Source organism: Burkholderia sp. BCC1993 (assembly GCF_905339865.1).
Lineage (GTDB): Bacteria > Pseudomonadota > Gammaproteobacteria > Burkholderiales > Burkholderiaceae > Burkholderia.
The window spans coordinates 364,789-378,208 of the sequence record NZ_CAJPGZ010000002.1 but is presented as its reverse complement, the minus strand read 5'-3'; the positions used below and the strand labels follow the sequence as shown (position 1 = coordinate 378,208).

General features: G+C 68.9%; 14 protein-coding genes and 2 pseudogenes. 7 read left to right on the top strand and 9 right to left on the bottom strand.

What is annotated here, in order from left to right; all coding sequences use genetic code 11:
- Positions 1-34: 34 nt before the first annotated feature.
- The 3 genes from U4Y91_RS04520 to U4Y91_RS04510 all read left to right on the top strand — a co-directional run bounded on the left by U4Y91_RS04520 (position 35) and on the right by U4Y91_RS04510 (position 2,931).
- The gene (locus U4Y91_RS04520; RefSeq protein ID WP_257772027.1) at positions 35-511 is read left to right on the top strand and encodes a PRC-barrel domain-containing protein; all 477 of its coding nucleotides are present in this window, start codon (positions 35-37) and stop codon (positions 509-511) included.
- Positions 512-795: 284 nt separating this feature from the next.
- The gene (locus U4Y91_RS04515) at positions 796-2,091 is read left to right on the top strand and encodes an MFS transporter (protein ID WP_321803616.1); all 1,296 of its coding nucleotides are present in this window, start codon (positions 796-798) and stop codon (positions 2,089-2,091) included.
- Between the two features lie 57 nt (positions 2,092-2,148).
- Complete coding sequence (locus tag U4Y91_RS04510; RefSeq protein WP_321803615.1) at positions 2,149-2,931, top strand: substrate-binding domain-containing protein; 783 nt, start codon at positions 2,149-2,151, stop codon at positions 2,929-2,931.
- Between the two features lie 24 nt (positions 2,932-2,955).
- Here U4Y91_RS04510 and dctA read toward each other — a convergent pair whose 3' ends face one another.
- The 3 genes from dctA to U4Y91_RS04495 all read right to left on the bottom strand — a co-directional run bounded on the left by dctA (position 2,956) and on the right by U4Y91_RS04495 (position 6,223).
- Complete coding sequence (dctA, locus tag U4Y91_RS04505; protein ID WP_321803613.1) at positions 2,956-4,284, bottom strand: C4-dicarboxylate transporter DctA; 1,329 nt, start codon at positions 4,282-4,284, stop codon at positions 2,956-2,958.
- A complete protein-coding gene (locus U4Y91_RS04500; RefSeq protein ID WP_321803611.1) occupies positions 4,281-5,240 on the bottom strand; it encodes a LysR family transcriptional regulator in 960 nt (319 codons plus the stop codon). Before U4Y91_RS04500 ends, dctA begins: the two co-directional genes overlap by 4 nt.
- 89 nt (positions 5,241-5,329) lie before the next feature.
- The gene (locus tag U4Y91_RS04495) at positions 5,330-6,223 is read right to left on the bottom strand and encodes a LysR family transcriptional regulator (protein ID WP_321803609.1); all 894 of its coding nucleotides are present in this window, start codon (positions 6,221-6,223) and stop codon (positions 5,330-5,332) included.
- Between the two features lie 224 nt (positions 6,224-6,447).
- Here U4Y91_RS04495 and U4Y91_RS04490 point away from each other — a divergent pair, with 224 nt between their 5' ends.
- From U4Y91_RS04490 to U4Y91_RS04480, 3 genes are all read left to right on the top strand, one after another.
- Positions 6,448-6,708, top strand: coding sequence for a DUF4148 domain-containing protein (locus U4Y91_RS04490; RefSeq protein WP_321803608.1), 261 nt, complete (start codon positions 6,448-6,450; stop codon positions 6,706-6,708).
- Positions 6,709-6,749: 41 nt separating this feature from the next.
- On the top strand, positions 6,750-7,955 hold the full coding sequence (locus U4Y91_RS04485; RefSeq protein ID WP_321803606.1) for an MFS transporter: 1,206 nt from the start codon (positions 6,750-6,752) through the stop codon (positions 7,953-7,955).
- A gap of 315 nt (positions 7,956-8,270) precedes the next feature.
- Positions 8,271-8,930, top strand: a complete 660-nt coding sequence (locus U4Y91_RS04480; protein ID WP_321803605.1) for a UdgX family uracil-DNA binding protein — start codon at positions 8,271-8,273, stop codon at positions 8,928-8,930.
- Between the two features lie 172 nt (positions 8,931-9,102).
- Here the strand turns inward: U4Y91_RS04480 and U4Y91_RS04475 are convergent, their stop codons facing one another.
- From U4Y91_RS04475 to U4Y91_RS04450, 6 genes and pseudogenes are all read right to left on the bottom strand, one after another.
- Positions 9,103-9,714, bottom strand: a complete 612-nt coding sequence (locus U4Y91_RS04475; protein ID WP_321803604.1) for a hypothetical protein — start codon at positions 9,712-9,714, stop codon at positions 9,103-9,105.
- Between the two features lie 58 nt (positions 9,715-9,772).
- Complete coding sequence (locus U4Y91_RS04470) at positions 9,773-10,387, bottom strand: DUF4142 domain-containing protein (RefSeq protein ID WP_321803602.1); 615 nt, start codon at positions 10,385-10,387, stop codon at positions 9,773-9,775.
- A gap of 167 nt (positions 10,388-10,554) precedes the next feature.
- A pseudogene (locus U4Y91_RS04465) lies at positions 10,555-11,122 on the bottom strand (hypothetical protein).
- Between the two features lie 62 nt (positions 11,123-11,184).
- Complete coding sequence (locus U4Y91_RS04460) at positions 11,185-11,484, bottom strand: DUF2795 domain-containing protein (RefSeq protein WP_321803600.1); 300 nt, start codon at positions 11,482-11,484, stop codon at positions 11,185-11,187.
- A gap of 38 nt (positions 11,485-11,522) precedes the next feature.
- Positions 11,523-12,551, bottom strand: coding sequence for an SDR family oxidoreductase (locus tag U4Y91_RS04455; RefSeq protein ID WP_321803599.1), 1,029 nt, complete (start codon positions 12,549-12,551; stop codon positions 11,523-11,525).
- Between the two features lie 27 nt (positions 12,552-12,578).
- The gene (locus U4Y91_RS04450) at positions 12,579-13,001 is read right to left on the bottom strand and encodes a BON domain-containing protein (protein WP_321803597.1); all 423 of its coding nucleotides are present in this window, start codon (positions 12,999-13,001) and stop codon (positions 12,579-12,581) included.
- Positions 13,002-13,242: 241 nt separating this feature from the next.
- Here U4Y91_RS04450 and U4Y91_RS04445 point away from each other — a divergent pair.
- Positions 13,243-13,412 (top strand): annotated as a pseudogene (locus U4Y91_RS04445) (glycosyltransferase family 1 protein); the annotation flags it as partial.
- Positions 13,413-13,420: the final 8 nt, after the last annotated feature.

Below are 13,420 nucleotides of genomic sequence, written 5' to 3'. Positions count from 1 at the left end.
CACGGTCGCGCTCCACGCAGCCAGGAGGACAACCATGCAGACTCAAGGACAGACCCGCATCGTCGGCAAGGGCGCCGCGACCGCAGCCGGGCCCGGCCCGGACGTGATGGCGGCCGACACGCTGGAAGGCGACAAGGTCTACACGACCGATGGCGACGATGTCGGCAAGATCAAGGACATCATGCTCGATGTGCGCTCGGGCCGCGTCGCGTACGCCGTGCTGTCGAGCGGTGGCCTGCTCGGCATCGGCGACAAGCTGCTTGCAATTCCGTGGAGCGCGCTCACGCTCGATACCGAACGCAAGTGTTTCCTGCTGTCGGTCTCGTCCGAGCGGATCCGCAACGCGCCGGGCTTCGACAAGGATCACTGGCCGGCGATGGCCGACCCGCAATGGGCCGAGCCGCTGCACGAGTACTACGGCAGCACGCCGTACTGGAGCGCGGGCGACGAGCTCGGGCTGACCGATCCGACCGAGGAACTGAACGATCCGCGCGCGCGCGACCAGCACTGATCGTTCTCGATTTGCCGGTGTGTTAGCCGACGTGCCCCGCGAAAGCGGGGCTTTTTTTGGCTTTTCTTTGTGATGGATCGCCGGGCCGGCCCGGCCCTGTGAAGCCGGCGTCGCCGGCCGCCGGCCGGGCGCGCGACAGTCGTGGCGCGCCGCCCGATTGATAACCGGACAACATCAATCCTTCCATAAATTGCACTTATCGTTTCTCCGTCTCCGGGCGAAGATGGCCGAAACGACAATCAACCGCCTTCCGCGCCATTCCTGGATTTTCTGGAGACACCCTGATGCATCCCTCGCCCAGCCTTTCGACCGGACGTTCGAAGGCCGCCGCGGTATTCCGCGTGACGGCCGGCAACTTCCTCGAGCAGTTCGACTTCTTCCTGTTCGGCTTCTACGCGACGCAGATCGCCGCCGTGTTCTTTCCCACCGCGAACGAGTTCGCCTCGCTGATGATGACCTTCGCGGTCTTCGGCGCCGGCTTCCTGATGCGGCCGCTGGGCGCGATCGTGCTGGGCGCGTACATCGACGACGTCGGCCGCCGCAAGGGCCTGATCGTCACGCTGGCGATCATGGCGAGCGGCACCATCCTGATCGCGTTCGTCCCCGGTTATGCGACGATCGGCCTGCTCGCGCCCGCGCTCGTGCTGATCGGGCGGCTGCTGCAGGGCTTTTCGGCAGGCGCGGAACTGGGTGGCGTGTCGGTCTATCTCGCCGAAATGGCCACGCCCGGCCGCAAGGGCTTCTTCACGAGCTGGCAGTCGGCCAGCCAGCAGGTCGCGATCGTCGTCGCGGCCGGCCTCGGCTTCGCACTCAATCAATGGCTGAGCGCGTCGGCGATCGCCGCGTGGGGTTGGCGCGTGCCGTTCTTCGTCGGCTGCATGATCGTGCCGTTCATCTTCGCGCTGCGCCGCAACCTGGAGGAAACCCAGGAGTTCAAGGCGCGCCGGCACCGTCCGGGCATGAAGGAAGTGTTCGGCACGCTGGCGCACAACTGGGGTGTCGTGGTCGCCGGCATGATGCTGGTCGCGATGACGACCACGAGCTTCTACCTGATCACCGTCTACGCGCCGACGTTCGGCAAGACGGTCCTGCACCTGAGCACTGCCGACAGCCTGCTCGTCACGCTGTGCGTCGGCGTGTCGAACTTCGTGTGGCTGCCGATCGGCGGCGCGCTGTCCGATCGCATCGGCCGCCGGCCGCTGCTGGTCGGCATGACGCTGCTCGCGATCGCCACCGCCTACCCCGCGCTGTCGCTGCTCGCGCACGCGCCGTCGTTCATCAACATGCTGCTCGTGCTGCTGTGGCTGTCGTTCATGTATGGGATCTACAACGGCGCGATGGTCGTCGCGCTGACGGAAGTGATGCCCGTCGAGGTGCGCGTGGCCGGCTTCTCGCTCGCCTACAGCCTCGCGACGGCCGTGTTCGGCGGCTTCACGCCTGCCATCTCGACGGCGCTCATTCACATGACCGGCGACAAGGCCGCCCCGGGTTACTGGATGAGCCTCGCCGCGGTGTGCGCGCTGCTCGCGACGTTCGTACTCTATCGCCGCCACCCCGCGACGCTGACACCGGCGCACTGACGCTGCATGCCGCCCCCCCTGCCCCGACTTCGCACGCCCCAGGCCACGACCACGACCATGAAGAACCTGCTCCTGAAACTGTGCGCGACCGCACTCGTCGCCACCGCCGCAATCGCCGCGAACGTGCAGGCCGCCGAGCTGCACGTGATGAGCTCGGGCGGCTTCACCGCCGCCTACAAACGGCTCGGCCCGCAGTTCGCGGCCCGCACGGGCAACACGCTCGACACCGCGCTCGGCCCGTCGATGGGCAAGTCGCCCGAAGCGATTCCGAACCGGCTGGCGCGCGGCGAGCCGGCCGACGCGGTGATCATGGTGGGCTACGCGCTCGACGACCTGATCAGGCAAGGCAAGGTGATCCCCGGATCGCGCGTCGAGCTGGCCGATTCGCGGATCGGCATGGTCGTGCGCGACGGCGCGGCGAAACCCGACATCAGCTCGGCTGACAGCCTCAGGGAAGTGCTGCTGCATGCGAAGTCGATCGCCTACTCGGACAGCGCGAGCGGCGTCTATATCGAGCGGGAATTGTTCAAGAAGCTCGGCATCGAAGACCAGGTGAAATCGAAGGCGAAGATGATCCCGCGGATCCCGGTCGCCTCCGTGGTCGCGAACGGCGACTACGAAATCGGCTTTCAGCAGGTGAGCGAACTGCTGCCCGTGAAAGGCGCGACTTTCGTCGGCAAGATTCCCGAAGCGTTGCAGTCCGTCACGCGCTTCGCGGCCGGCATCCCGGTCGGCGCGCAGCATCCGGAGGAAGCGAAGGCGCTCCTCGACTATCTCGCGTCGCCCGACGTGCAGGCGGAAGTGAAATCGACCGGGCTGGATTCCGTCTCCGCGCATTGAGCCCGTAACCCGGGAAGGCGCGCGTCAGACCGCCTTCCCGTCACGCCCGGCACCGGCGCCGGCCCCGGCATCGTCGGCGCCATTCGGGCCTTCCGGCCCGGCCGCGTTCAGCACCCGCGCGAGACGCGCACGATCGCACGCCCCTTCCCACGACGATACGAAGATCACCGCGCACGCATTGCTGATCACGCTCGTCAGCGCACGCGCCTCGGACATGAAGCGATCGATGCCGACCAGCAGCGCGACCCCGGCAACCGGCAGGTCGGGCATCACGGCGAGCGTCGCGACGAGCGCGACGAGCCCGCTGCCGGACACGCCGGCCGCGCCCTTCGACGTCAGCAGCATGACGGCCAGCATCGCCGCGATTTGCGGCGCGGAAAGCGGCACGTCGCACGCCTGCGCAATGAACAGTGCCGCGAGGGTCAGATAGATCGCGGTGCCGTCCAGGTTGAACGAATAGCCGGCCGGCAGCACGAGCCCCACGACGCCCTTGTCGCAACCGAGCGACTCCAGCTTGACGATCAGCCGCGGCAATACCGGCTCCGTCGACGAGGTCGCGAGGACGATCAGCAGCTCCTCGCGCAGGTAGCGCAGCAGCCGCCACAACGCGAATCCGTGCAACCGCGCGAGCGGAGCGAGCACCAGCGCGACGAACAGCCCGCACGCCACGTAGAACGACATCATCAGCCGCGCGAGCGAGCCGACCGAGCCGATGCCGAAGCGGCCCACCGTGAAGGCCATCGCGCCGAATGCGCCGAGCGGGGCGAGCCGCATGATCAGCGCGAGCACGCGAAAGACGATCTGCGCGACGCCGTCGATCAGCGCCAGCACGGGCCGGCCCGCCTGCGGCGCCGCATTGAGCGAAAAACCGAACAGCAGCGCCAGCAGCAGCACCGGCAGCACCTCGCCCTGCTGGAACGCGCCGAGCATCGTGTCCGGGATCACGCTCAACGCAAACTCGACCAACCCGCGCGGCGGCGCATGCCGCGTATAGGGCGCAAGGACGCTCGCATCGAGATGGCGCACGTCCACGTGCATGCCGGCGCCGGGCTGCAGCACGAACGCGGCGCCGAGCCCGAAGGCGAGCGCGGCGGCAGTCAGCAGATAGAACAGCACCAGCGCGCGGACGATCGTGCGCCCGATGGCTGTCCCGTTCGCCAGCGACGTGATGCCCGACACGATCGTGCAGAACACGATCGGCGCGATCATCATCCGCACGAGGCCGACGAATGCATCGCCGAGCGGCTTGAGCATCGCGCCCGCCGACGGCCAGAAATGGCCGACGCTCACGCCGAGCACCATCGCCAGCAGAACCTGCACGTAGAGCGAACGAAGCGGTCTTGCCAGCGTCACGATGCGGTCTTTCCCGATGTTCCGGTCGCATTCGCCGTACGCGTCACTCGCTTCGATCCCTCGCCGCGCTTCGCATCGACGACCGCCTGGTGGAACGCTTCCGCGGCCGGTGTCAGCGCGCGTCCGCGCCGTTTCACGATACCCACGCGGCGCTTGACCGCCGGCTCGACGAGCGGCACGCTCGTGAGCAGCGGATGGTCGTGCCCGGGCATCGCCATCGACGGTACCGCGGCGACGCCGAGGCCCGCTTCGACCAGCCCGAGCAGGGTCGTCACGTGGCGCGTCTCGCACACGCTCGGCGCCCGCGGCGCGACGCTCGTCAGCGCCTGGTCGAGCAACAGGCGGTTGCCGGACGTCTTGTCCACCGACACGTACTCGTACTCGTATAGCTCGTTCCAGGTCACACGCTTCTTGCGCGCGAGCGGATGGTCGCGCCGGCACGCGGCGACGAACCGCTCCTGCAGCAGCAGCTTGAATTCGACCTCGGGCTCCTGGCTGCCCATGAAGCTCACGCCGAAATCGGCCTCGCCGCTGATGACGGCGCTCAGCACCTCGTTCGCGCTCGCGTCCAGCAGCTTGACCCTGATGCGCGGAAAGCGGCGGTGATAGCTCGCGATCACGTTCGGCAGAAAGTAGTAGGCGACCGACGGCACGCACGCGATCGTCACGTGACCGAGCCGGCTCGATGAAACGTCGCGAATGCCGAGCAGCGCGACGTCGAGATCGTCCAGCAACTGCTCGGCGCTCGGCGCGAACACGCGGCCGACGGTGGTCAGCGTGACGCTGCGCGTGGTGCGCTCGAACAGACGCACGCCGAGCGCTTCCTCCAGTTTGTCGATCCGGCGGCTCAACGCGGGCTGCGAAATGCTGATCGCCTCGGCGGCCTTGCGGAAGCTGCCCAGCTCCACCACCGCGCGAAACGCCTGCAAATCGGTCAAATCGAAGTTGATTCCCACGGGCCGTGTCTCCGCATCTCGAATGCCCGGTATTTTGCCCGATTCGGGCCAGCACACCCAGCCGGGAAATGCCCGGCGCCGCCGCCCCGCTACGCGCGATGCCGCAACGCATCGATCACGATCGAAAACGCGCGCGACGCCTGGCGGCGGCTCGGGTAGTACGCGTGATAGCCGGGAAAGACCGGGCACCAGTCCGGCATCACGATGCGCAGCCTGCCGGTGCGCACGTGGTCGAGCACGATGTCCTCGGTGACGAACGCGATGCCGAATCCGTCGAGCGCCGCCTGCAGCATGTGCGGCTGCGTGTTGCAGGTGATCCGCCCGTTCACGCGCGCCTGGATCTCGCTCCTGCCCTTCCTCAGCTCCCACGCGTAGATGCCCTTCGCGGTCGCGAGCCGCAGCGTCACGCAATCGTGATCGAGCAGGTCCTGCGGCGTCTTCGGCGGCTTGCGGCCGTCGAGATAGGCCGGCGACGCAACCATCGCCATCCGGATGTCCGGGCTGATGCGCACCGCGATCATGTCCTTCGCGACCTGGTTGCCGTAGCGCACGCCGATGTCGTAGCGCTCCTCGACGATGTTCGACAGCCCGTAGTCGACCGAGAACTCGACGCGGATGTCGGGGTAATCGGGCAGCACCTTCCCGAGCTTCGGCCAGATGATCGTGTCGATCGGATGCTCGGTGGCCGTGATCCGCACGACGCCGGCCGGCTTGTCGCGGAAATCGGCCACCGCGGCGAGCTTCGTTTCGATCTCGTCGATACGCGGCGCGACGGTCCGGAACAGTTCCTCGCCCGCTTCGGTCGTCGACACGCTGCGCGTCGTGCGCGTCAGCAGCCGCACGCCGAGCCGCGCTTCGAAATCGCGCACCGTCTGGCTCAGCGCCGATTGCGACACACCGAGGCGCGCCGCCGCGCGCGTGAAGCTCCGGTCGCGCGCCACCGCGAGAAACGCCAGCAGATCGTTGAGGTTTTCGCGCGGCATGTCGGGCGGCTCCTGTCGAAACGGACGCCCATCCTAGCACCGACGCCGCCGCGCGCCACCCGGTACGGCCTCCGTCGATTCATTAGTCCGGCTTATAAGTCCAAGCGCGCCGCGCTACTTAATCGATCGATTGTGGGTCGATAGACTGCGAAGCCTTCGGGTCCCCGTGCGGCCGTGGCCGACTTTGGGGGATCTCCCCTGCATTCCTTTCCGGAGTCCGTCTCGTGAAATCCGCTCTTCGCCTTCTCGTCGCCGCACTTGCCGTGTCCGGCCCGTGGTTCGCCCATGCGCAGGGCCTGACGCGCGAGCAGGTACGTGAGGACATGATTCGCTACGAAGCCGCCGGCTTCAATCCGGCACGCGCCAATCCGCGCACGTGGGTGGACGATGCTCAGGCCGCGTCCGTACGCGTCATGGCCGCGCACGATGCCGACGGCCGCACGCATCTGGCCGATCGCGGCGCGGCCGCCGCGCGCTGCGACTGACCGACGCCGCCCCTTCGCCCACGATCCGCACCGCTTCAACGATGCAAGCCGTTGCCACTTCCGACCGGCGCCCCGCGCCCGTTCAAACCGCCGCATGGGGCGCCGTCCTCGCGATGGCGCTCGGCGCGTTCGCGCTCGTCGCGTCCGAATTCATGCCGGTCAGCCTGCTGACGCCGATCGCCACCGACCTGCATGTCAGCGAAGGCCAGGCCGGCCAGGCCATTTCCGTGTCCGGCGCCTTCGCGCTCGTGACGAGCCTGTTCATCGCGTCGCTGGCCGGACGGCGCGATCGCAAGCGGCTGCTGCTCGTGCTGACGCTGCTGACGATCGTCTCCGGCACGATCGTTGCGTTCGCACCGAATTACGTTGCCTTCATCGCGGGGCGCGCACTGATCGGTGTTGCGATCGGCGGGTTCTGGTCGATGTCGGCCGCGACCGCGATGCGGCTGGTGCCCGATGCCCAGGTGCCGCGCGCGCTGGCGATCGTGAACGGCGGCAACGCGCTCGCGACCGTCGTCGCGGCGCCGCTCGGCAGCTTTCTCGGCGGCATCGTCGGCTGGCGCTGGGCATTCTTCTGCGTCGTGCCGGTCGCGGCGCTCGCGTTCGGCTGGAAACTCGTCAGCCTGCCGCCGATGAAAGCCGCATCGCACGCGGCGCCCGCCAATGCGCTCGCACTACTCGGCCGCGTGCCGGTCGCGCTCGGCATGGCGGCCGTCAGCCTGCTGTTCATGGGGCAGTTCGCGCTGTTCACCTACCTGCGGCCGTTCCTCGAAACGGTGACGCACGTCGGCAATGCCACGCTGTCGCTGATGCTGCTCGCGATCGGCGTGGCCGGGGTCGCGGGGACGATCCTGATCGGTGCGCGCCTGAAGAACGGGCTGTACCGCACGCTTGTCGTCACCCCGCTGCTGATGGCCGCGATCGCCGTCGCGCTCGTGTGGTGCGGCGCATCGACCGCAGCCACCGCGGGCCTGCTTGCCCTGTGGGGACTGACCGGCACGGCCGCGCCCGTCGGCTGGTGGACGTGGCTCGCGCGCACGCTGCCGCATGACGCGGAAGCCGGCGGCGGGCTGATGGTCGCGGTCGTGCAGCTCGCGATCACGCTCGGCGCGACGACGGGCGGCCTGCTGTACGACCTGCACGGCTATCGCGCGACCTTCGCGATGAGTGCGGCGCTGCTCGTTTGCGCCGGCGTGGCGGCGTTTGCGGCGGGACGCGCCGCCGCGGCGCGCACGGCAGGCGGCTGAGCACCGCACGACGCCGCTCGATACCGCTCGATGCCGTTTTGCAAGTCGTACCGTGCAAGGCAGCTGGATCATCGCCGGGGGCTGGTTGCATCCGCTGTCCCCCGCCATCACCGGATGCGGCTCCGACACACGACGCGTTCATCGCGACCGCACGCGGCATACCGGTTGCTGCATGTCGTCGATATCGTCGATACGGGAGCTGCCGATGCACGCACTGCCGATGTTCCGACCCGGCAACGCCTTCGATCGGCTTGTCGCGCGCGCCCGAGCATGCCGCTTCGCGCGCGCGGCGTCGGCCTGCACCGGAGAATTGGCATGAAGCGCCACGCGAGCACGAAACCGGCTGCGGCCCCGGCCGCCGACGACACACCGGCCACGCTCGACGCCTGCCGCCGCTGCGCATTGTGGGAACATGCGACGCAGCCGGTGCCCGGCGCCGGGCCCGCCGACGCGCGCATCATGCTGGTCGGCGAGCAGCCGGGCGACCAGGAGGACCGCGCGGGCATCCCGTTCGTCGGCGCGGCCGGCCGCATGCTCGACCGCGCGCTCGACGAGGCCGGCATCGCGCGCACGAGCGTCTACCTGACCAATGCGGTCAAGCACTTCAAATGGGAACCGCGCGGCAAGCGGCGGCTGCACAAGACGCCCGCGCAGCGCGAGGTCGCCGCCTGCCGCTACTGGCTCGAACGCGAACTCGACGCGGTGAGCCCGCGCGTGATCGTCGCGCTCGGCGCGACGGCGCTGCGCGCGGTGCTGCAGGACAACGACGCGACGGTGGAGCGTACGCGCAAGCCGGTGCGCTCGCCGGACGGCTGTCTCGTCGTCGCGACCTATCACCCGTCCTACGTGCTGCGCACGCGCGGCGCCGATTCGCGCGAGCACGCGTACCGGACGCTCGTCGACGCGCTGCGCACCGCGTCACGCCTCGCTCGCGGCAACGGCGGCGCGCACGCGGCACCCGGAGACGCCGAATGAGCGACGTGCGCGGCACCGGTGATCGTGACGGCCGTGAGCAGGCCGACGTGATCGGCACGGTGTAGTTGCGTGTGCAACCGGTCAAACCGGAGGGCGGAGACGGCGGAGCGACGATGTCGGCCAACCGGGCAAGCCGCGCGAGCGGCATCGCCCGGTTGCCCAACCGGCAGTGTCACATCATCTTGCCGCGCGACTTTTCGGCCCGCGCCGCATCGGCCGCCGACTCGACCTTCTTCACTTCCTCCGGCGGCGGCAGCACCGCCTTGAAGCCCATCGAGTCGATCCACATCTCGCGCGCCCAGCCGCGGGTGTGATACAGGTGATGGTCCTCGTCCGCCTCCACCTCATCGTGCGCGGCCTTCAGCGCCTTCGCCGCGTCGCCGTCGCGCAACTGGTCGGCCGCATAGCCGATCAGCTCCCAGTTCAGGTGATCCTTCGTCTCGGCGAGCACCACGCACTCGGCCGCGACGACCTGCGCGACCGCCGGGTCGGCCTGCTGCTTCGCCTGCTCGATCACCTGGACGAGCGACTTGCCGGTCGCCGCCACGGCGGCGCGCCCCGGCGACTGCGTATCCGGATCGAGGCCGAGTGTGTCGAATACCTTGCGCAGCACTTCCTGGTGATGCATCGTTTCGCGGTGGTACTTCTCCCATTCCTTGTGCAGGTCCTCGTCGGTCGCACACTGGAGCGCGGCCTCGTAGATCTTCGCGCCGCCGAGCTCGGTTTCGTATGCCTGGCACAGCAACGCCAGGATGCCTTCGTGCTTCGATTGCCGTTGGCCCATGACTGCTTCTCCGAAAAAACGGGCCGCCCGCGCGGCCCTGGGTTGAACCGGGCGCGCGTTACTGCGCGCCCACCTTGCGCTGGAGTGCTTCTGCCATGCTCAGGTGATGCCTGAGCGTCGGCAGCGCGGAGGTCGCGAACGCCCGCAGCTGCGCGTCCTGGCCGCCGCGCGCCTCGTCTTCGAACAGCGCGACCGCCTTCTTGTGCGCGTCCGGGCCGACCGCTGCCACATACGCCGTGTCGAAGTCGTGTCCGCTCATGCCGCGCAGCGCTTCGACGTCCGGGTCGTGGATCTGCTCGACCTGCGGCTTCATGCCCGCGCGCGCGGCGACCTCGTCGAGCTGCGCGTTCGCCTTGCCGTGGTCGGCCACCATGCGTTTCGCGAACGCGCGCACGTCCGGTGACTGCGCCTGCTTCAACGCGAGCTGGCTCGCCTGCACTTCGGCCTTGCCGGCCAGCGCGGCCTTGTCGACGAATTCCGCATCGCCGCGCTGCGGCGCCTTCGCGATGCCCGGATCGCCCGCGCCGGCGGCGCCCGACGACGGGTTGATCACGCCGCCCGGCACATGCGAATTCGACGCGGGCGGCTCGCTCGGCATCTGTGCCTGCGCGAGCCCCGCGACGGCGAGTACAGCCGCGGCGAGCGCCGCGACCGTCCAGTCGGGTTGTTTCATGCGCTTTCTCCTGGTGTGGCGGGGTCGTTGCCGTCGTCATGGGTTCCTCCATGAACGGGTGTCGGCGAGACGTCGCAAGCGGCATGCTGCGCGGCGGCCCGGCCCCGTGCGCGAGTGACACCCGCGCGCCGCACGCCGCGTTGCAAGCGCGTGCAGAAACGGCATGCTCAGCGCGGCGTGCCCTGCGTGGTGCCGTCCGGCCGGCGCACTGGATCGAAGTCGCGCCATTCGCCGTCCTGCCAGTCGCCTTCGACACGTTCGATCGATTGCGCGCCGGTCGCACGCAGCACGTCTTCCGCGGTGGCCGCGGTCGTCGACGTCACGCGCGCGGCCAGGATCACGCCGGTTTCGGTCTTCGCGAGCGTGCCCTTGCCTTCGGCCTGCTCGCCGCGCATCCGGCCGAGCGCGCCGCCGAACGCACCGAGATAGGCACCGGCGAGCGCACCGGCGGCCGGCACGAACCAGTAGCGCACGCCGAGCGCATAGACGATCAGCCCGACGATCGCGCCGATCAGCAGCCCGCGCAGCGCGCCGACCAGCGCGCCGCGGCCGCCGGGGCTTCGCGGCCGTATCGGCATACACGTCGCCGCCGATCGGAAAGCGCGCGTGCTGGCCGCCCGGGTTCAGGAAGAAGATCGACACGTCGTCCGGGCCGAACGCGCGCTCGTAAAGGTGGCGCGCCCCACCTTCCGCTTCATCGAACGTCGTGAAGCGGCCTGCGACGATCATCGCCATGGTCGTGCTCCTCGTGGCCGTAAGGTGCCGCACACGCGAGCGCGTGCGCGACGCGGGGGCGCTCACATCAGCCGCCCAAGCTCCTTCGATACCGATGCCGGCGTGCCGTATTCCCGATCGGGGATCTGCCTGAGCATGTCGAGTACGCGCGGGTCGACGTGCGACCGCTCCGCGCACTGGACCACCTCCGCCTTGCTCGCCGGATAGTCCATCCCCTTCAGCGCCTTCTGCACGTCGACCGGGCCCGGCGCCTTGCCGTGCCCGGTCTGGTGGCCGCCCTTGTCGTGATCCTGCTGCTTGCGCTCGCCTTCATGCGCGCGCGCGTGGCTGTATTCGTGGCCCGTATGTTGTCGGGATGACATGGAAACCTCCTTCGAATGAAAAACGGAAAGGGACGCCATTACGTCGAGGTGCGCCGCGACCGCGCGAACGCGGCAACCATCAGCGCCGCCGCCCCCAGCGCGACCGCGCCCGCGACCTTCGGCCGCTGCACCACCGCGTTGTATGCGCAACCGCGCAGCACCGGCCCGTCCATCCCTTCGCGCTCGTGCAGCGCATGGCGGGACTCGTACAGCGCGTTGTCGTCGCGCGGCCGCGCGGGGCGCACCGTGCGCTGGCCGCGCGAGAACAGCGTGGCCGCGATGCGATCGAACAGCCGCGGCGCGTAATACGCGCCGGCCGACGTGAGCTTCGCGGCGCCGCCGACGAACAGCGCGCGGCGCGGGTGCGCCGCCGCGAACAGGATCGCGTCGGCGACGAGCTCCGGGTCGTAGATCGGCGGCGGCAGCTTCGCCTCGACGTTCATGTAGTTCTTCGCGTGCATCACGAACATCGTGTCGATCGCGGCCGGCTTGATCAGCGTGACGGACACCGGCAGGCGATCGGACTCGAGCTCGAGGCGCAGCGAATCGGTGAAACCCTTCACCGCGTGCTTCGATGCCGCATACGCGCTCTGCAGCGGCACCGGCGCATCGGACGCCTCGCTGCCCATGTTGATGATCGCGCCGCCGTGGAAATCGCTCTTGCGCCTGAAATGGTCCGACGCGACGAGCGAGCCGTGCACGACACCCCAGTAGTTGGTGTCGAACAGCCGGCGCTGATCCTCAAGCGGCACCGCCGCCGCCGTGCCGAAGATCGACACGCCCGCGTTGTTGACCCAGGTGTCGAAGCCGCCATAGGTATCGGCCGCCGCCGCGGCCGCGCGCTGCAGATCCTCGAGAATGCCGACGTCGCCGGCGACCGGCACCGCGAGGCCGCCGTGCTGGCGGATTTCCTCGCACAGCGTATTCAGCGCGTCCTCGTTGCGCGCGAACAGCACCAGCTTCGCCCCGCGCCGTGCCGCCTTGCGCGCGGTGACGAGGCCGATGCCGCTGGTGGCGCCCGTGATCACGATCGTCTGCTCGCCGACCGGTTTGAGCATGCAGTTCATCACTGGACTCCTTGTGCGGGGCCGCGGTTATTTCGGGCGGATGGTCAGCTGGTCGCGCACGTCCTGCACGCCGTCGATCTGCCTGACGACGCTGACGGCCTGCGTGCGCTGCTGCTCTTCCGGCACGCTGCCGGTCAGCATCACGACGCCGTGGCGCGTCTTCACGTGAATGTCGCCGGCCGACAGGCCGCTCGTGCCGACCAGCTCGGCCTTCGCCTTGGTCGTGATGGTCGCGTCTCGGATCTTCGCGCCGGTGCTCGAATGCGTCGACGACGACGATGACGATGACGACATGGATGACGATGCCGAGCCGTCGTCTCCGGCGGCGAACACATTCGGCGCGACGGCGATACAGGCGGTGGCCGCGGCGATCGCGACCGCCATGCCGAGACGTCTGGCGGGATGACGGCGGAATCGCGGTGCGCGGGCTTGCAGCGGGAATACCTTCATCGTGACCTCCTATCGTGAGGCCGGCGTGGCCGGCGGACGTCCGGGTGACGCAAATCGCGTGCCGCGCGCAACCCGCCGCATGCACGCGCGGCCCGCCGATCGGACGCCCTTTCATCCAACCCGTTGTAATTTTTTCGGCACATGGGCCGGGTGTGCACCCCGCAAAGTGACGGGTATGGCGATTGCCGAAGAGGGACGCAACGGGGCTCGCCGGCGCGGCCCCGACCTCGGGAGCAACACCATGCAAAGAATCGCGTTGATAGTGAACATGCGTCACCGCTGGGGGTGATCGGCGGCGTGGACGCGGGCGGTCAGAACATCTACGTCGCGAACGTCGCGAAGCAGCTGGCCGAGCGCGACCTCGACGTCGACGTCGACGTCTACACGCGCTGCGACAATCCGCACCTGCCGGCACGGCG